At 63.4% G+C, this 17,749-nt stretch carries 19 protein-coding genes and 1 pseudogene; 4 read left to right on the forward strand and 16 right to left on the reverse strand.

What is annotated here, in order from left to right:
* Positions 1-302: 302 nt before the first annotated feature.
* Genes Q8L50_RS03045 through Q8L50_RS03060 form a run of 4 tightly spaced genes read right to left on the reverse strand, consistent with a single transcriptional unit; the run spans position 303 to position 3,260 of the window.
* Positions 303-764: a GNAT family N-acetyltransferase gene (locus tag Q8L50_RS03045; protein ID WP_305347175.1), complete on the reverse strand. Its 462-nt coding sequence runs from the start codon at positions 762-764 to the stop codon at positions 303-305.
* Between the two features lie 20 nt (positions 765-784).
* Entirely contained in the window at positions 785-1,792 is a 1,008-nt protein-coding gene (locus Q8L50_RS03050) for a triacylglycerol lipase (protein ID WP_305347176.1), read from the reverse strand.
* Between the two features lie 41 nt (positions 1,793-1,833).
* Positions 1,834-2,757: an alpha/beta fold hydrolase gene (locus Q8L50_RS03055; protein WP_305347177.1), complete on the reverse strand. Its 924-nt coding sequence runs from the start codon at positions 2,755-2,757 to the stop codon at positions 1,834-1,836.
* 2 nt (positions 2,758-2,759) lie between these two features.
* A complete protein-coding gene (locus Q8L50_RS03060) occupies positions 2,760-3,260 on the reverse strand; it encodes a nuclear transport factor 2 family protein (protein WP_305347178.1) in 501 nt (166 codons plus the stop codon).
* A gap of 99 nt (positions 3,261-3,359) precedes the next feature.
* Between Q8L50_RS03060 and Q8L50_RS03065 the strand changes: the two genes are divergently transcribed.
* Positions 3,360-4,346, forward strand: coding sequence for an LLM class flavin-dependent oxidoreductase (locus Q8L50_RS03065; RefSeq protein ID WP_305347179.1), 987 nt, complete (start codon positions 3,360-3,362; stop codon positions 4,344-4,346).
* Positions 4,347-4,485: 139 nt separating this feature from the next.
* Here Q8L50_RS03065 and Q8L50_RS03070 read toward each other — a convergent pair whose 3' ends face one another.
* The 3 genes from Q8L50_RS03070 to Q8L50_RS03080 all read right to left on the reverse strand — a co-directional run bounded on the left by Q8L50_RS03070 (position 4,486) and on the right by Q8L50_RS03080 (position 6,878).
* Positions 4,486-4,923: an FKBP-type peptidyl-prolyl cis-trans isomerase gene (locus Q8L50_RS03070; protein WP_305347180.1), complete on the reverse strand. Its 438-nt coding sequence runs from the start codon at positions 4,921-4,923 to the stop codon at positions 4,486-4,488.
* Positions 4,924-4,973: 50 nt separating this feature from the next.
* Positions 4,974-5,786, reverse strand: a complete 813-nt coding sequence (locus Q8L50_RS03075; protein ID WP_305347181.1) for a hypothetical protein — start codon at positions 5,784-5,786, stop codon at positions 4,974-4,976.
* A 207-nt stretch (positions 5,787-5,993) separates the two neighbouring features.
* The gene (locus Q8L50_RS03080) at positions 5,994-6,878 is read right to left on the reverse strand and encodes a LysR family transcriptional regulator (RefSeq protein WP_305347182.1); all 885 of its coding nucleotides are present in this window, start codon (positions 6,876-6,878) and stop codon (positions 5,994-5,996) included.
* 98 nt (positions 6,879-6,976) lie between these two features.
* On the opposite strand from Q8L50_RS03080, the gene Q8L50_RS03085 reads away from it, so the two are divergent.
* Positions 6,977-8,143 (forward strand): nitroreductase family protein, encoded by a 1,167-nt coding sequence (locus Q8L50_RS03085; protein ID WP_305347183.1) that lies wholly within the window; start codon positions 6,977-6,979, stop codon positions 8,141-8,143.
* Here Q8L50_RS03085 and Q8L50_RS03090 read toward each other — a convergent pair.
* Genes Q8L50_RS03090 through Q8L50_RS03105 form a run of 4 tightly spaced genes read right to left on the reverse strand, consistent with a single transcriptional unit; the run spans position 8,130 to position 11,377 of the window.
* Positions 8,130-9,374, reverse strand: a complete 1,245-nt coding sequence (locus tag Q8L50_RS03090; protein ID WP_305347195.1) for an MFS transporter — start codon at positions 9,372-9,374, stop codon at positions 8,130-8,132. The genes Q8L50_RS03085 and Q8L50_RS03090 overlap by 14 nt on opposite strands.
* Positions 9,375-9,380: 6 nt before the next feature.
* Positions 9,381-9,887, reverse strand: coding sequence for a CinA family protein (locus Q8L50_RS03095; protein ID WP_305347184.1), 507 nt, complete (start codon positions 9,885-9,887; stop codon positions 9,381-9,383).
* Positions 9,884-10,420, reverse strand: a complete 537-nt coding sequence (locus Q8L50_RS03100) for a phosphatidylglycerophosphatase A (RefSeq protein ID WP_305347185.1) — start codon at positions 10,418-10,420, stop codon at positions 9,884-9,886. Before Q8L50_RS03100 ends, Q8L50_RS03095 begins: the two co-directional genes overlap by 4 nt.
* Positions 10,421-10,456: 36 nt before the next feature.
* Positions 10,457-11,377, reverse strand: a complete 921-nt coding sequence (locus Q8L50_RS03105) for a LysR family transcriptional regulator (RefSeq protein WP_305347186.1) — start codon at positions 11,375-11,377, stop codon at positions 10,457-10,459.
* Between the two features lie 134 nt (positions 11,378-11,511).
* Here Q8L50_RS03105 and Q8L50_RS03110 point away from each other — a divergent pair, with 134 nt between their 5' ends.
* Both Q8L50_RS03110 and Q8L50_RS03115 read left to right on the forward strand, forming a co-directional pair.
* Positions 11,512-11,712 carry a hypothetical protein gene (locus Q8L50_RS03110; protein ID WP_305347187.1) on the forward strand — a complete coding sequence of 67 codons (201 nt, stop codon included), beginning with the start codon at positions 11,512-11,514 and terminating at the stop codon, positions 11,710-11,712.
* Between the two features lies 1 nt (position 11,713).
* Positions 11,714-12,130: a tautomerase family protein gene (locus tag Q8L50_RS03115; RefSeq protein WP_305347188.1), complete on the forward strand. Its 417-nt coding sequence runs from the start codon at positions 11,714-11,716 to the stop codon at positions 12,128-12,130.
* On the opposite strand, the gene thiL is transcribed toward Q8L50_RS03115, so the two are convergent.
* The 5 genes and pseudogenes from thiL to Q8L50_RS03140 form a co-directional block, all read right to left on the reverse strand.
* The gene (gene thiL / locus Q8L50_RS03120) at positions 12,118-13,092 is read right to left on the reverse strand and encodes a thiamine-phosphate kinase (RefSeq protein ID WP_305347189.1); all 975 of its coding nucleotides are present in this window, start codon (positions 13,090-13,092) and stop codon (positions 12,118-12,120) included. The two genes, Q8L50_RS03115 and thiL, sit on opposite strands and share 13 nt — an antisense overlap.
* A gap of 549 nt (positions 13,093-13,641) precedes the next feature.
* Positions 13,642-14,787 (reverse strand): IS481 family transposase, encoded by a 1,146-nt coding sequence (locus Q8L50_RS03125; protein WP_305347190.1) that lies wholly within the window; start codon positions 14,785-14,787, stop codon positions 13,642-13,644.
* A gap of 626 nt (positions 14,788-15,413) precedes the next feature.
* On the reverse strand, positions 15,414-16,295 hold the full coding sequence (gene urtD, locus Q8L50_RS03130; RefSeq protein ID WP_305347191.1) for an urea ABC transporter ATP-binding protein UrtD: 882 nt from the start codon (positions 16,293-16,295) through the stop codon (positions 15,414-15,416).
* Complete coding sequence (urtC, locus tag Q8L50_RS03135) at positions 16,292-17,365, reverse strand: urea ABC transporter permease subunit UrtC (protein ID WP_370869737.1); 1,074 nt, start codon at positions 17,363-17,365, stop codon at positions 16,292-16,294. Before urtC ends, urtD begins: the two co-directional genes overlap by 4 nt.
* Positions 17,366-17,412: 47 nt before the next feature.
* Positions 17,413-17,749, reverse strand: a pseudogene (locus tag Q8L50_RS03140) (urea ABC transporter permease subunit UrtB); the annotation flags it as partial.

Consider the following 17,749-nt stretch of genomic DNA (forward strand, 5'->3'; position numbering starts at 1 on the left):
ATCCTGCTCTATAAAATTGCCTCTGCTCGATATTCTGGACATGACTTCCCTCCTGTAAGTGGCGTGGTTGCTGGGTTTTACCGCATAACGCTGCAAATTCATACAGGTATAAAAACTTTGTGAAATACCGCACTTCCTGCCGTCACTTTGCAACAACGCCCCGGCGCCAGAAAGAATCAATGATTCAGGCCTGCAGCCCAATGGCCACGTGCGCAAGCAGCTATTGATTCAGTAGCAACTACGGCTCGGGTTCAGAAATCGCATCGGCATCGTCCGCAGGTCAGCGCCCGGCGCTGAGGCCCTCAAACATCCTGCGAATAAACAATAAACCCCATGTGTTTGGCCACCTTGTCATACAGCAAGCGGCCCGCCGCATTGGTCGTGTGCGTTTGCCAGTACACCCGTGTGATGCCTGCCGCCCTGGCCTGTTCGTACACAGCTTGAATCAGCGCACGCCCCACGCCCTTGCCGCGTGTGGCCGGGTCGGTGAACAGGTCTTGCAGATAACAAGTCAGCTCGATGCGCGTGGTGCTGCGGTGGTAGAGGTAGTGGGTCAGGCCCAGCAATTCCCCATCAAACTCGGCCACCAGCGCGAAGACGGGCTCTGCCGGATCGAAGAACCGTTGCCAGGTGACTTGGGTGATGGCGGGCGCCAGCGCGGTGTCGCCGTGGCGGCCATAGAAGGCGTTGTAGCCGTCCCAAAGCGGCTTCCACGCCGCAAAGTCGGTTGGCTCGATGGGGCGGATAAGCATGGCAGCAGGCATGGTGCGGAATGTGCCTGAGATCAAGGCAGTGGCAGTGTCTTCGGTGTGTTTTGGTACCCGTCGACGTCCTGGTAGACCCGCGCCAGCAGCCGCTTGAAGGCAGGCAGGTGCGCGGCAGGGGTTGGGCGCAACACGCCTTGCTCTTGCAGCAGGGTGATAAGTTTGGTGGGGGCCATGCGTTTGTCGCCGACGATTTCGACATGGCCGGCTTTGACCTGCACGCGGCGGGTGCGCACATCGGCATCCACCACGGGATTGCGTTGCTCGGCCAGTGAGAAGATTTCGTCGTCCTCGACACAGCGGCCCCCGGCCTCGCGCCTGCAGCTGCCGCGCTCGTCGGTGTCGATTTTCAGATGGCTGACCACTTGGGGCGCCAGCGCCCCCGGCTCGCGAATGAAAGGCGATGAGAAAGTAATGTCGGCCCACTTGGCGCCAGTTGCCAGATAACAGCTCAAGGGAACAAAGCCCAGTGTCAGGGGATACAGCCAGGTCTTGCCGCAGGTCTGCGCCGCTTCGATGCCCGCGAAGGGGCCAGAGATGGTGACCAGGCTGACACTGGCCGGTGGGCCGCGCAAGGCGGCGCCTGAAAATTCGGTCATGGCCTTGCGGGCGATCAGCGCGCCCTGACTGTGACCGATCAGCGTGATGTGCGGCGAGCGGGATTGCGCACCCAGTTGCTGAATGGCTTTCTGAAGGTCGCTGGCCACTTCGGACAATCTGGCCCGGTCGTCGTAGGTAAAACACGCCGTCTGCTGGCCATGAAAAGCCAGTACCTGGGCCAGCCCCCTGAACTGGCCCGAAGACCCAAAGCAGCCATGCACCAACACGTGGACGGGTTTGCTGGAGTCCAGAGGCAGGCTGCGGTCCGGGTTGTCTGTGCAGGGGCCCAGCCCGGCGATGTTGAGCGTGGTGTCTGGTTGGGGCAGTTGGCCGCGCTCGATGTTGAAATAGGCCGGGTTGACGGGCTCGTAGGATGCGCACCCGCCCAGCAAGCCGGCAGCGGTGAGCAAGGCGGCAAGGTATTTCATGCTTGTTCCTGATGAGAAGGGGCCGAAGGCGTTTTGCACGATCAAGGCAGGGAGCTGCCGAAAAACTGGATGAGGGCGTCTGCCGTCTGCAGTGGCAATTCTTCAGGAATAAAGTGCCCGGCCGGCATGGCGTGGCCGCTGACAATGCCAGCGCACTGCGCCTGCCACAGGGCGAGCGGCTCGAACAGCTTGTGCACCACGCCACGCTGGCCCCACAAGACCTGGGTGTCGCAGCTTATCTTGTCGCCGCGCGCGCGACTTTCGCGGTCATGCACCAGGTCGATGCCCGCGCTGGCGCGGTAATCCTCACAGGCGGCGTGAATCGCCTCGGGGGTGCAAAAGCAGCGCTCGTATTCGATCAGCGCCTCGGGCTCGATGTAGCCCAGGCCGCTGCTGCCCCAGCCGCCCAGTTTGGCGTGCAGGTAGGCCAGCGCATTGCCACCAATCATGGTCTCGGGCAGCGGGCTGGGCTGGATCAGGTGAAACCAGTGGTAATAGGCACTGGCAAATGCCATGTTGGTGGCGTTGTACATGTCCAGCGTGGGCGCAATGTCGATCACACACAACTTGTCCACGCGGGCCGAATGGTCCAGCGCCAAGCGGTGCGCCACACGCCCGCCGCGGTCGTGGCCACACAGAAAAAAGTTGTCGCGCCCCAGTGCGTCCATCACGGCCACCGCGTCTTGCGCCATGTTGCGTTTGCTGTAGTTGCTGTGGTCCGGCAGGCCGGGGACTTTGGACGAGTCGCCATAACCACGCAAGTCCGGCAGCACCAGAAAGTAGCTCGCCTGCAGCACCTGCACCACGCGGTGCCACATCACATGGCTTTGCGGAAAGCCGTGCAACAGCAAAAGCGTGGGGCCTTGCGCATTGCCGCCGAAGCGGGCAAAGATGGACGTGCCGTTGACTTCAAAGTCGCGCGCTTCAAATCCTTCAAACCAGGTGTCGGGCAGGGTAGAGGCCATGCTCAGCTACCGCTTTTTGACCGGCTGGCCATAAATTTTTGCAAGTTGGCCGCCGCTGTTGCCCGCACCTTCGCACGCAGAAAAGGCGTCCAGCCCAGCAGCAGGCCGGGTGTACCCAGCGCCTGGCGCGACCAGGCCCAGAAGTCAAAGTGGTCCCTGTGGGTGGCAATCAGGCCTTCCCGGTTGAAAGTGAAGCGGCCGTCGATCACGTTGTGCACCATGCGCCCGGTGGCGCTGAAACGGTACCAGGCCTCCCAGTGCGCCTGGCCGCTGTTGGCGTCGGCCTGGATGTCGCTGTACTCAAGCTTCCACACATCGCGCCCTTTGGCCTTTGTGGCGCTGCACAACATGTGCCACATACCGGTGACCTGGGCATGGCCCCGCAGCGAAAAAGCCTCGTCGTCAAAAGTGGCGTCCGGCGCATAACACTGGGCCATCGTGTCAGAGTCCAGGCGCACAAAGGCGCTGTAGAACTTCTCTAAGGTTTGCTGATGGGGGTGCATGGGCACTTTCTGCTGGGGTGGGAGTGGGCCGGAGAAATCGTACACCTTCCGGGCGTGGGCAGGCATTGATAATGTGTCAAACCGTCCCATCTCCGACCCATGATCCCCTTTTCAGTTCTTGACCTGTCCCCCATCGTTGAAGGCAGCAACGCCGCGCAATCACTGCGCAACACGCTAGACCTGGCGCAACACGCCGAGCGCTGGGGCTACCAGCGCTACTGGCTGGCCGAGCACCACGGCATGCCGGGCATTGCCAGTGCCGCCACGGCAGTGGTCATGGCGCATGTGGCGGGCGGCACCTCACGCATACGGGTGGGGGCCGGCGGCATCATGCTGCCCAACCATTCGCCGCTGGTGATTGCCGAGCAGTTTGGCACGCTGGAGTCGCTGTTTCCGGGCCGCATCGACCTGGGCCTGGGGCGCGCGCCCGGCTCGGACCAGGCCACGGCACGGGCGCTGCGGCGCGACATGAATGCCGACGCCAACGAGTTTCCGCAGGATGTGGTGGAGCTGATGCACTACTTTGACCCCGTGACCGAGGGCCAGCGCGTGCGCGCCGTGCCCGGTAACGGCTTGAAGGTACCGATGTGGATTCTTGGCTCCAGCCTGTTTGGCGCGCAGCTGGCGGCCCAGCTGGGGCTGCCGTTTGCCTTTGCCTCCCACTTTGCGCCGGGGCAGATGATGCAGGCGGTGGAGATTTACCGCAGCCGCTTTCAGCCCTCAGCGCAACTGGCGCGGCCTTACGTCATGCTGGGTTTCAATGTGTTTGCCGCCGACAGTGACGAGCAGGCCCAATTGCTGGCGACGTCCTGGCAGCAGGCCTTTGTGAACCTGCGCAGCGGCAGGCCGGCGCAGCTGCCACCGCCGCTGGCCGCTTATGCAGACCGACTGGAGCCAGCCGCGCGCGCCATGCTGGACCAGGTGTTGTCGTGCTCAGCCATCGGTGCGCCGCCCACGGTACGGCGGCAACTGCAGGCCTTTGTGGACCGCACCGGTGCGGACGAGTTGATGATCACCTCGCAGATTTTTGAGCACAAGGCGCGCTTGCGCTCCTACGAGCTGACTGCTGGCCTGCAGCAGGACTGAGACTGCTCGGAAACAGCGAGCAAGCGGAAACGCCAAAATTCAAGCAGGGGCCGCGGATCTGGCTCTGCCAGTCCGCAGGCGCAGCGGCCCCCTCGGGGGGCAGAGAGCTACACGCAGTGAGCGAACGTGGGGGCTCCAGTTAACGGCTGACTGAGAGCAGCTCGATCTCGAACTGCAAGGTCGCGTTGGGCGGAATCACGCCACCGGCGCCGCGCGCACCGTAGGCAATCGCCGCAGGGCAGGTCAGTTTGGCCTTGCCGCCGACTTTCATTTTCTGCACCCCTTCCGTCCAGCAGGCGATCACGCGGTTCAGCGGAAACTCGGTCGGCTCATTGCGCTTGTACGAGCTGTCAAACTCCTTCCCGTCGGGAAAACTGCCGCGGTAGTGCACCTTCACCGTGTCGGTGGCCGCCGGGCTGGCGCCGCTGCCGTCTTTCAATGAGCGGTAAACCAGCCCGCTGGCAGTGACAGAAGCGCCGGGCTCTTTGGCGGCCGCAGCGGCAGCCACATCGGCCTGCGCCCAGGCAGCGGGCACAACAAACAATGACAAGACGGTCGCACAGAAAATGGATCGCACAAAAACTCCTTGGGTTGTTATTCAGAAGCCGATTGTGGGGTCTATCGTGGCTAACGAGGGGCGCTGAGAAACACGTCCTTGTTCTCGTTCCACCAGGGGTCATTGACACCGGCCAGAAGTTTGTCGAAGGCAAACGCTTTCTGGCTGATCACCAGCCGCGCCGCGCAACGCCGCAGCGCGTGAAACGATTCATCACTTGCATCCAGCTTCGGGCAGCGGGCGGTGAGTTTTTCGAAGTAGTAGGGCGGCCAGGTGCCGGTGCTGTTGATCTCTGGTCCCGTCAGCCAGTACACGCTGTTGTTGCGCGCGGCCTGCCAGCGCTCATAACTTGGCGGCGGCAGGCCCTGCTTGAACAGGTAGTTGCGCAGCCTGTCTGCCTGGACATCGCTGGCCTGCTGCGGCGCCAGCGGTTTTTGCAAACCGATGCGCCCCTCGGGCAGCATGCGCCAGGCGCCGGACAACCAGGTGATGGCGCAGGCGCCCGCGCAATCGCGGCTGGCCACCATGTGCGGGTAGAGCTCGGCCAGTGTGTCGGCCAGCCGCAAGGCCTCGCCGGGGTCGCCGCCCGAGATTTCCAGCTCGACCCGGCCCAGCGCAAACCAGGCGTCGGCCGGCTTGCGGCGTATCAGTTCAATCAGTTTGTCGGTGTCGCCCGCAAGGACTTCGCCGCTGAAGGTCATGGCGCGCGCAACACCGGCCAGCGGGCCGTCCGGGAACGGGTTGCTGTAGCGGACCTCCAGCGCGTGCGCCAGCGGAACCAGCATCAGCAGCGACAACAGGCAGAAACGATGCGCCACGCGATGTGCCCGGGCCACCTGACCGGCCCGGTACCCAAGCATCTGCAGCCATCGTAGTATCAGCATTCAATCCCTGTTCACCCGCCTGCCGCATGGCGGAGGGTCCTGACCGAAAAACCCACTTTACACGCGGCCCCGGGTCAACACCCTCGGGGAACGCTCTACTTTACATCGGGCGCCAGCTGGGCTCGCCTCCGGCCAGCCGTTTGACCCCTCCGCCACATGCTATTCAAATCATAGCTGCCTGCGCAACATCCGTGCTGCCTGAGGGCTTCAAAGCGCCTTCGGCAAAGCCTGGGCCAGAAAGTCATACACCGCCCGTATGCGGCGGCTGGTGCGGATCTCGCGGTGCACTGTCAGCCAGATCGGTATAGGCGGAACCTTGATCATGGGCAGTACCGCCACCACCGCCTTGTCGGTGGCGGCCAGGTAGTCGGTCACAAAACCAATGCCCAGACCGGCACGCACAGCCTGCCAGTAGGCAATCAGATCATCACTTCGAAAGGCAAACGATTCGCGCGTCACCGGCAGCCCAAACCCGGCCATACCTTTGACGATGGCCTCATCGCGATCAGTACCCACCAGATCATGGTTCAGCAAGTCCTGCGGTTGCCTGGGCGTGCCGCGCCTGCGCAGGTAGTCGCGGTGCGCGTAGGTGCCCAGGGTAGCTTTGGCGATGCGTTTGACGACAAGGCTGGCCTGATCGGGTTGCACCATGCGCAAGGCGATGTCGGCCTCGCGCCGCAGCAGGTTGCTGACCTCGTTGCTGACTACCAGCTCCACCTGCACGTCCGGCAAGGCCAACCGCATCTGCACCAGGATGGGCGGCAGCAGGTAGCAGGCGACCGGCTGGCTGGCGCTGATGCGCACCGTGCCCGAGATGCCGTCGTCTGCCCCCGCCACGCTGCGCGCCAGCTGGTTGGCGGCACTGTCCATGGCGCGCGCCGATTCGGCCAGTTGCAGTGCGGTGGGGGTGGGCAGCAAACCACGGCCTGTGCGCTCGAACAACACTACGCCCAGCTGCGCCTCCAGCTCGGCAATGTGCCGGCCTATCGTGGGCTGGGTGGCTTTGAGCACCCGCGCCGCGCCCAACAGGCTGCCCTGGTCCAGGGCCGCCAGGAAAGAGCGCACCAGGCGCCAGTCGAAGTCGTTATTCATTTTTGAATACCTGATGTGGACAGTTAGGGGATTGTCGATCAGCTTGCAGGCTTTCACAATCGACCCATTGCAACCACTTTCACTTACCGGAGCGCAACATGATCAATCGCAGAAACTTTGTCCGCATCGCCGGTGGTGGCATGGTGCTGGGCGCCACCGCTGGCCTGACCGGCTGCTCATCGGAATTTCCGCCCGAGGCGGTGGTTGCGTGGAAAGAGCCCGCAGCCAACACCGCCGACGTGCGCCACTGGGTGCTGAGCTACGCCATCCTGGCCCCGCACTCGCACAACCTGCAGTCCTGGCTGGTGGACTTGCGCCAGCCGGGCGAGATCATGTTGTACTGCGACCTGACCCGTTTGCTGCCAGAGACCGACCCGCTGTCGCGCCAGATCATGATGAGCCAGGGCACATTTCTGGAGCTGCTGGACATTGCTGCGCGGCAAAAAGGGCTGCGTGCCGACATCACCCTCTTCCCGCAAGGCGAATTCGGCCCGGCCACGCTGGACAAGCGGCCGGTGGCGCGCATCGTGCTAGCTGCCGATGCTGCCATCAAGCCGGACCCGCTGTTTGCCGAAATCCTGAAGCGCCACACGAATCGCGAAGCCTATGAGGCGCGCGAGCCTGCTGCGGCGGCTCTTCAGGCCATCGCTGCCAGCGTCGCGCCGCACGCTGTACGCACCGGTTTTGTCGGTGGCGCCCAGCCCGACGTCCTGCAAAAACACCGTGCGATTGCCATGGAAGCCTGGCACATCGAGCTGGTGACGCCGCGCACCATCATGGAATCGTTCAAGGTGCTGCGGGTGGGCCCGCGCGAGATTGCCGAGCACCGCGACGGCCTGAGCATCAACACACCCATGGTGCGCGCACTGACGGCGCTGGGCCTGTTTGACCGCAGCAAGGCGCCGGGGCCGGATGACTCGGCCACCACCGGACAGATCAAGGACTTCAACGCGAAGATAGCGACCACGCCGGCATTTTTCTGGATGGTGACCGAGGGCAATGAGCGCAAGACCCAGGTGAATGCCGGCCGGGCCTATGCGCGTGCACAACTGGCGGCCACCGGGCAGGGCCTGGCCATGCAACCCTTGTCGCAGGCCCTGCAGGAGTATCCGGAACAGGCGCGGCCCTATGCCGACATCCACGCCCTGCTGCAGGCGCCGGCACCGCGTTACACGGTGCAGATGTGGGCGCGCCTCGGTTACGCCCCTGCCGTCGGGCCATCGCCGCGGCGCGGCTTGCAGGCCCACCTGATCAAGAGCGCGTGAGGATGGGTGAGTGCGGCCTGAGCGTGCGGCGCAGCAAAAAGAGCACCACGCCAAAGTTCAGCAGGTTCCACGCAATGCCGTTGAAAAAGGCGGCGTTGTAGGAGCCGGTCAGGTCAAACACCTTGCCCGACATCCAGCCGCCCAGCGCCATGCCCAGCATGGTGAACATGATGACGGTACCGACCCGCGCGCCGGCCTGGGCAGCCGGAAAATGCTCGCGCACGATGATGGCGTAACTCGGCACAATGCCGCCCTGGAACAGGCCAAACATCGCCGAAATCACGTACAGCGAGACCAGCCCGTCAAACGGGATGAACAGCAGCAGCGCCACGGTTTGCAAGGCCGAACCCAGCAGCAACGTGCGCAGCCCGCCGATGCGGTCGCAAATGGCGCCGGAGATCAGCCGGCTCACAATGCCGCAAGCCAGCATCAGCGACAACATCTCCGCGCCGCGCGCCGCGCCAAAACCCAGGTCGCTGCAATAAGCCACGATGTGCACCTGCGGCATGGACATGGCCACACAGCACGATAAACCGGCCACACACAGCAGGGCCTGCGCTTGACGCAACGACAAGTTGAACGGCCGGTCACTGGCAGCCACGCCGCGCACGGTGACTGGCGCCAAGGCCAGCGCCGGGGGGCGCTGCCGCATCAGCTGGGCCAGCCCGAACATCGCCAGGCTGCAGAACACGGCCAGTCCCCAGTAGGTCTGGCGCCAACCCACACTTTCCACAAAGTGCTGGATGATGGGCGGCCACAACGCGCCGCCCAGGTAGTTGCCGCTGGCACACACCGCCACTGCAATGCCGCGCCGCCGCAAAAACCACAGCGAGGTGTCGGCCAGCAGCGGCGAAAACGTGGCGGAACTGCCCAGCAGGCCAATCAACACGCCGTGCGCCAGCGCAAACAGCCAGATGTTTCCCGACATGGCGGCGGCTGCGAAACCCAGGCCCATGCCGACAGCGCCCACGCCCAGCGGCAGCGCCACCCCAAAGCGGTCGGCGAGCCGGCCCATCAGCATGCCGCCCAGGCCGAAACCGACCATCAGCAGGGTGTAGGGCAAGGCCGCGTCGGCACGCGCCACGCCAAAGTCGGCCTGCACCGCCGGCAACACCACAGGCACCACATACATGCCGGCGGCGCCCACCGTCATCAGCGCCAACGTGACCAGCAGGCGGCGCCAGGCGCTGCGGGAGTCAATCAGATCGGCAGCGGCTGGCGTGGCGTGCATGGCCATTCAGCCTAGCAGTTGCACCAGCCGCTGCAAGCCGTGCTGCACGGTGGCAAGGCGCACCGCCGCGCGGTCGCCGTCAAAGTGCTGCACCTCGCTGCTAAGCTGGCCGTCCAGCATGAAGCCAAACCACACCGTACCCACCGGCTTGGCGCGGCTACCGCCCGTGGGGCCGGCCACGCCGGTGACGGCCACCGCCACCTGCGCTTTGGAATGTGTGATCGCGCCCTGCACCATCGCACGTACCACCACGTCGCTGACCGCGCCGTGCGCGGCAATCAGCGCCGCATCGACACCCAGCAGTTCAACCTTGGCGTCGTTGGAGTAGGTCACAAAACCGCGCTCAAACCAGTTGCTGGAGCCTGCCAGATCGGTACACGCGGCCGAGATCAAACCGCCGGTACAACTTTCCGCGGTGGCCAGCAGCCAGCCTTTTTTAAGCATTAAATCGGCCACCAGCCCACACAGGGCGGGCGTGGACAGCTCTTCTTTTGATAGCGAAAAAATAGTCACCAAAACCTCCAGGCGGCGATCACCAGCAAGGTGCAAAAGGCTGCAGCGATGTCGTCCAGCATGATGCCGAAGCCACCGCGCCAGCCGAAGCCCTTGAAGTGTCTGTCGGCCCAGGCGGTCGGGCCAAACTTCACCGCATCAAAAAACCGGAACAGCACAAAAGCCGCCAACTGGCCCCAGAAGCCGGCCGGCGTGACCAGCCAGAGAATCAGCCAGAAGGCCGCCACCTCGTCCCAGACGATGCTGCCGGGATCGGCAACGCCCATGTTTCTGGCCGTGACGGTGCAGGCCCAGCTACCCACCAGCAAGGACGCGGCAATCAGCAAGCCCATCTGCAGCGCCGTCAGCCAGGGCGCCATGACCACAAAAGCCAGCCAGGCCCACAAGGTGCCGGCCGTACCGGGCGCCACCGGACTCAGGCCGGAGCCAAAACCCAGCGCGATGCAATGCGCCGGATGCGCCAGCATGAAACGTGCGCTCGGTCGGCGCGGCGGGCTGAGCGGGGCGGTAGAGGCCTGGGCGAAGGGGTTCATCGGATTGAGTTGGAGCGGTCGGTGTGTGCCATGCGATTATGTTTGGTGGGGCGCAAGCCCCTGGCCACGGGCAAACCAGTCCACCCAGTGCTCGATGCAGGCGCGTATCTTGGGCAAGCGGTGCCGGGCGGTCAGGGTCACGGCGTAAATCGGGCTGGGCTGCTCATCGACAAATTCAGCCAGCACCGGCACCAGCAGGCCCCGTTGCACCAACGGCTCGGCCACCACCGTGGCAAAACGCGAGATACCCAGGCCGTGCAGCGCCAGTTGGGCGGTGATACCGGTGCTGCCAGAAGACCAATGACCCTCAGCCTGCACCACAACCGGCTTGCCTTTGACCAGAAAAGGCCAGCGATTCAGCATGGTGACCGCACTGTTGGTGATCAGGCGGTGCTGATGCAGATCATCCGGATGCAGGGGCTTTCCATGGGCTTGCAGATAAGCTGGCGTAGCGTACAGCCTGCGGCCCAGTACGCCGAGTTGCCGCGCCACCACCGTGTCGGTCGGCGGGGTGCCTGTGCGGATGGCGATGTCGATGCCGTCATGCGCCATGTCCACCAGCCGGTCTTCGACCTGCAGGTCAATATGCAGCCTGGGGTGTTTTTGATGCAGGCTTTCAAAACCGGGGATCAGCAGGTACTCGGCCACCACGGTGCTGGCGGCGACACGTACCCAGCCGCTGGCCTGGCCTGACTGACTGGCAAACTCACCTTCGAGCGTTTCAAGCGTGCCGGTCAGGCGGCGGCAATACTGCAAAAAGGTCTGCCCCTCGGCGGTCGGCGTCAGTCCGTGCGTAGAGCGGTGGATCAGGCGCGCCCCGCAAGCCTTTTCAATGCGGCTCAAGCTGCGTGATATCTGGCTTACCGGCACATCGCGCTCGCGTGCGACAGCCGACAGCGTACCGAGCTCAGCCACGCGGGCAAACAGATGCAGGTCGTCAAAGCTCAGGTCACGCATGCCGCCATGGTAACCAGCCCCGCCCGGGATTGCCTTTGTGTTGTGTGCAAAACGGCTTTGCGTGATCTGCTGTTTCCGCCCTGGCACCGCTTGCCTAAAGTCAAACCCATCGCAAAACCCTCAAGGAAAGCACCATGCACCCAACACCCACTGCCAACGAATACGCCCATCTCATGGATGCAGCCAAACGCCGGGCCAGCCACCTGCGCGACCAGGCCATCAGCGACTTATGGCGGCAAGCCCGGCTCGTGGCGCGTAAGGCCCTGGGCGACGCAGGCCGGTTTGCGCGCCATCTGACACACCACGGCCAGCCCGGCAAACAGCAAGGCGCCTGACATGCCAACCCTGAACCTGAAAGTGGCGCCGCTGCAAAACCCCGGGCGCCACCGGCAACTGGCGCAGGCCCTGACGGCGTTGACGGCAGAGCTGCTCGGCAAACGGCGCGAGGTCACCGCCGTGATGATTGAAGACTTGCCCACAGCCCGCTGGTACGTGGACGCCGAGGAAGTGCAACGCCCCACCGCATTTCTGGAAATCAGCATCACCGCAGGAACCAATACCGATGTTGAGAAGGCGGCGTTTATCGCGGCGGCGTATGCCGAGCTGGAACGCCAGCTCGGCGCGGGCGGCCCGCTGGAAGAGGCCAGCTACGTGATCGTGCGCGAGCTGCCAGCCGCCGACTGGGGTTATGGCGGAGCAACCCAGCAGCTGCGCCGGCTCGCAAAGCTTTCAGCGCCGGTTCAGGCGAAGTGATCAAACGAGGCGTAACGCTTTTCCAGCAACTGCCCCTGGGCGTTGTGCAGCCGAAGGCCGGGCGCGGCCTCGATCTGCCCGATGCGCGTGACGGCGGTTTGCGCCTGCTGCGAGGCCTGCTGCACCGCCTGCCGCTGCGCAGCCGGGGCGGTGAAGGCCAGCTCGTAGTCGTCGCCACCGGCCAGCACGTAAGCCAGCATTTTTTCATAGGAAAAAAGCCGCTCAGCCCTTGCTATCTGCGCGTTAGAAGCTATTAAATTGATAGCGATTGAGGTGTCGATACGGGCCCCCACACCCGACGCATTCAGGATGTGACCCAGATCGCCGAGCAGGCCATCACTCACGTCTACCGCCGCCGTCGCAATACCGCGCAGCGCCATGCCCAGCGCCACGCGCGGCGTCGGCTGCTCCAGCCGGTGACGGGCGAGGGCCAGCAGTTCGTCGGGCAGCGGCGTGTGGTCGCGCAGCGCGTCCAGCGCCAGCCGCGCCTCACCCAAAGTCCCGCTGACATAGACGTCGTCACCCGCCTGCGCGCCCGAACGCAGCAAGGCCTGGCCGCGCGGCACTTCGCCAAACACCGTGATGCAGATATTGAGTGGCCCCTGCGTGGTGTCACCACCGACCAGCTCGCAGCCGTGTACATCGGCCAGCGCGAACATCCCGCGCGAAAACCCGGCCAGCCAGTTTTCATCCACCCGGGGCAAGGCCAGCGCCAGCGTGAAAGCCAGCGGCTGCGCACCGCAGGCCGCCAGGTCACTGAGGTTGACCGCCAGCGCCTTGTGGCCCAGCGTATGCGGGTCCACATCAGCAAAAAAATGCCGGCCTTCGACCAGCATGTCGCTGGAGACAGCCAGCTGCATGCCGTCCGCCGGTTGCAGCAAGGCACAGTCGTCACCGACGCCAAGCACGGCGCGTTTGGTGGGGCGCGTGAAATAACGCGCGATCAGGTCGAATTCACCCATGGCTTGAGCATAACGGGTGGGGCTTCGGTGCGTATTTGAAATGGCTTAGTGGCGCGCCTGCGAGCCGGGGTTTGCCCGGCGGCAGAGAAACTCTTCTTTGCATCACGCTGCGTCCCGGGTTTGCTTTGGGTAGTAGGCGTAACTCCCCACTCCCACCCCTAACCCCTCCCTCGCCCCGCTGGGCGATGGAGGGGGACTTCATTTGGCCGCGTGTGCTGCTCCCGCGTGCAAACATGACGGTCCCGTGGTCCGACGGTGATGCGCAAAGCGCGTCACCGTCTCCCCGAATCCGCATTTGTATTCATCCCCCCACCCGTCGGGCTGGGCCGAGGAGCGCAGGTCAAAGCGGATCAGGGCTCGCGATTGACTGAGCGAAGCGAGTTCGAGCGAGACCCCGCTTTTACCGAGCACCGCAGGTTGCCCGCAGCGAAGCGAAGGGTCCCAGACCATCGGGTCGCCTTTCTTTTGGGTACTTTTCTTTGGCGACTGTATAGACCGGAGACATGGGAAACAGGTGTGCGGAGACATAGGAAACACCTTGGAATCTCATCAGGCTTGCGTCAGGGTATTCAAGTCGAGCCGCATGAAGCGGTGGTGACAGAAGAACACATCGTAGCAACCGTCGGCTTCGGGGTCTGGTCTGAAGGCTATCGGCAGCTTGAGCAAGGCGCTCGACACCCTCAGCTTGTTGCCCTTGAAGTGAACCTCGCCATTCCACTTGACGAGCGCTACCGTGTCGCCAACGGCGTACTCGATGGGGGGCAATGTTTGCGGATAGCTTGTAAGGCTGGGCTGATAGCGCTTGGCCGGCGTCTGCATGTCCAGCGCATCGTGCGGTCGCTCCTGGTTGTAGATACCCCGCCAGCGCTCGAAGGCAGTTTGCGCCTGCTGCAGATCGGCAAAGCTGCGTCCAGCCAGCACCTCGGCTTTGAGCGAGCGGTGAAAGCGCTCGATCTTGCCGTTGGTCTGCGGATGGTACGGCGCGCTGTGGCTCACGCGTATGCCCAGCCGGATCAGCCACACGCTGAGTTCGCTCAAGCCATGCCCAGCCAGCCGGGGACTGCCCCAGGGCGCGCCGTTGTCGGCATTGATGCGCATTGGCAGGCCATAGCGCTGGAACACCTGGGCCAAATGGGGTTGCACTGCGCTGGCGGCCACACGGGGGCAGGCCTGCAGCGCCAGGCTGAAACGCGAATGGTCGTCCAGCAGCGTCAGAGGGTAGCAGCGCGCTTGCTCGGTCGCAAAGTCTCCCTTGAAGTCGATCTGCCACAGCGCGTTGGGGCTCTCGTGCTCGAAGCGCTGCCAGTGCTGGGCTGCCAGGCTGGCCTGTGGGCTGATCAGGCCATGGCGGTGCAAGATGGCCGTGACGGTGCTCGGTGGAGGAACTTGTGCATGACCCAGGTCGCGCAGGCGGCGCGAGATCTTGCGTCCACCCCAGCTGGGATGCTGCTCGCGCAGTCGCGTGACCAGCTCCTCCATTGCCGGCACGGTGCGACTCGGACTCAGCTGGGGTCGTCTGGAGCGCGCCATCAAACCGGCTTGGCCCTCGGCCGCATACCGAGCCAACAGGGCGTAGCCAGCTTTCGGGCCAATACCGAAGCGTCGGCACAGCTCGCGCCGGTTGGCCCCCTCGCGCAAGGCCAGCTCTACAAACTCTCTTTTGGTGTCCATGAGGTCTTTCGGTTGCCAGGGCATGGGCCTCTCCTTGCGTTGATCGCAAGCAAGAAGTGTTTCCTATGTCCTCGCACACCTGTTTCCCATGTCTCCTGTCCATACACGTCGCCAAAAGAAAGTCACCAAAGAAAAGGCGACCCGACTGTCCGGGTCCCTCCGCTTCGCTCCAGGCAACCTGCGCTGCTCGATTCCGGCGGGGGGCGTCAGAACTCGCTTCGCTCAAACAACTGCCGCCCTTGACACCGCCTCCATCTGCGCTGCTCGGCCCGGCCAAACGGGTTTGGGGAAAAGAATCGGATTCGGGGAGGCGGGGACGCGCAAAGCGCGACCCCGCCGGAGCCCGCTTCCGCACCCGATCCCACCACCCGTCGGGCTGGGCCGAGGAGCGCAGCCGAAAACGGATCAGGGCGAGCGATTGTCTGAGCGCAGCGAGTTCGAGCTCGACCCCGTTTTCGGCGAGCACCGCAGGTTGCCCCGGAGCGGCAGCGAAGGGGTCCCAGACCATCGGGTCGCCTTTCTTTTGCTTACTTTTCTTTGGCGAGACAAAGAAAAGTGAGTTGCCGCCGGGCAACCCCCGGCTTGTTGGCACTCCACCAACGGTAGAGACAAAGAAAGCCTCGACAAGCCCAGTCCGAACGGTAAAAAGTTCAGCGCCCAAGGTACACCTCAATAACCCGTTCATCCGCCTGCACCTGATCCAGCGTTCCCTGCGCAAGAACAGATCCATCACACAACACCGTGACAATCTCCGATATCGTGCGGATGAAGCTCATGTCGTGCTCCACCACCATCAGCGAATGTTTGCCCTTGAGCGTGAGAAAAAGTTCGGCTGTGCGCGCTGTTTCCTCGTCGGTCATGCCGGCTACGGGCTCGTCGAGCAGCAGCAGTTTCGGGTCTTGCATCAGCAGCATGCCGATCTCCAGCCACTGCTTTTGCCCATGGCTCAGGTTACCGGCCATGCGGTGCACACTGTCGGCCAGATGAATCGTCACCAGGATTTCGGCGAGGCGGTCGCTTTGCGAGGAATCGAGCTTGAAGAACATCGACGACTTCACACCTTTGTTGGTTTTCAGGGCGAGTTCAAGGTTTTCAAACACCGTGAGTTGTTCAAAGACGGTGGGTTTCTGGAACTTGCGGCCTATACCGAGCTGGGCGATCTGCGGTTCGGTGTGGCGCAACAGATCAATCGTGCTGCCGAAATAGACCGTGCCTTCATCAGGCCGGGTCTTGCCGGTGATGATGTCCATCATTGTCGTTTTACCCGCGCCGTTCGGACCGATGATGCAACGCAGCTCGCCGGGCGCAATATCCAGCGAGAGTTTGTTGATGGCCTTGAAACCGTCAAAGCTGACGCTCACATCTTCGAGGTAGAGAATCCGGCCGTGCGTCACATCGACCTCGCCCGGTGTGGCAATGCGCCCGGTACTGGAATTGCGGCCGCCAGACTCGGTGTTGCTGCGCCCGGCTTCCAGTGCGGCGCGGCGTTCTTCAATACGGCGCGCGCCCTGTTCCAGCAGATCGGGGGTCACTTGGGCTCTCCCTTGCGCAGCTTTTTGACCAGGCCGACTACCCCGTTCGGCAGGAACAGCGTGACAGCGATGAACAGCAGCCCGAGGAAATACAGCCAGTACTCGGGGTAAGCCACCGTCAGCCAGCTCTTGGCGCCGTTGACGATGAAGGCGCCGGCAATCGGGCCGATCAGGGTGGCGCGCCCGCCGACCGCAGCCCAGATCGCCATCTCGATCGAGTTGGCCGGGCTCATCTCACTCGGGTTGATGATGCCGACCTGCGGCACATACAGCGCACCTGCAATGCCGCACATCACGGCGGAAATCGTCCAGATCGTGAGCTTGTAGCCAATCGGGTTGTAGCCAGAAAACATGACGCGGGTTTCAGCGTCGCGAATCGCCTGCAGCACCCGGCCGAACTTGCTGCGCACCAGCCATTTGGCAAACAGGAAGAAACCCAGCAAGGTCAGTCCGGTGATCACGAACAGCGCCATGCGCATGTTGGGCGTGGCAATCGGCATGTCCAGGATGCGCTTGAAGTCGGTAAAACCGTTGTTACCGCCGAAACCGGTCTCGTTGCGGAAGAACAGCAGCATCGCCGCAAAGGTCATGGCTTGCGTGATGATGGAAAAATACACCCCCTTGATGCGCGAGCGGAAGGCAAAGTAGCCGAACACAAAGGCCACGACACCAGGCACCAGCACAATGAGAAACAGGGTCGCGATGAAGCTGTCGCTGAAAGTCCAGTGCCAGGGCAGCTCCTTCCAGTCGAGAAAGACCATGAAGTCGGGCAAATCGCTTTTGTAGTTACCGTCGCGCCCGATCTGGCGCATCAAATACATGCCCATGGCGTAGCCACCCAGCGCGAAGAACAGGCCGTGTCCCAGCGACAGGATGCCGGTGTAGCCCCAGATCAGGTCCATGGCCAGCGCCACGATGGCGTAACACATGATCTTGCCGACCAGCGCCACCGCATAGGTGCTCATGTGGAACATGCTGGTCTCGGGCACCAGCAGGTTAAGTACTGGCGCCAGTGCACAAACCAGCAGCAAGGCCACGAGAAAGGTGCTCCACCCGGTACGCGTGAGCATGGGGCCTTTAGCAGGAAGAATCACAGAATGAGTCGATGTATTCATGATCAAGCTTCAGCGGAGCGTCCCTTCATCGCGAAGATGCCCTGGGGCCGCTTCTGGATGAAGATGATGATGAGCACCAGCACCGCAATCTTGGCCAGCACCGCACCGGTCCAGCCTTCGAGGAATTTGTTGAGGATGCCCAGGCCCAGCGCGGCATACACGGTGCCCGCCAACTGGCCCACACCACCCAGCACGACCACCATGAAAGCGTCGACGATGTAGCCCTGGCCCAGGTCCGGTCCGACATTGCCGACCTGGCTCAGCGCACAGCCGGCCAGGCCCGCGATGCCCGAGCCCAGCGCGAACGCATAGGTGTCCACACGCGCCGTGTTCACGCCC

This window comes from Polaromonas sp. (assembly GCF_030680935.1).
Taxonomy (GTDB): domain Bacteria; phylum Pseudomonadota; class Gammaproteobacteria; order Burkholderiales; family Burkholderiaceae_C; genus Polaromonas.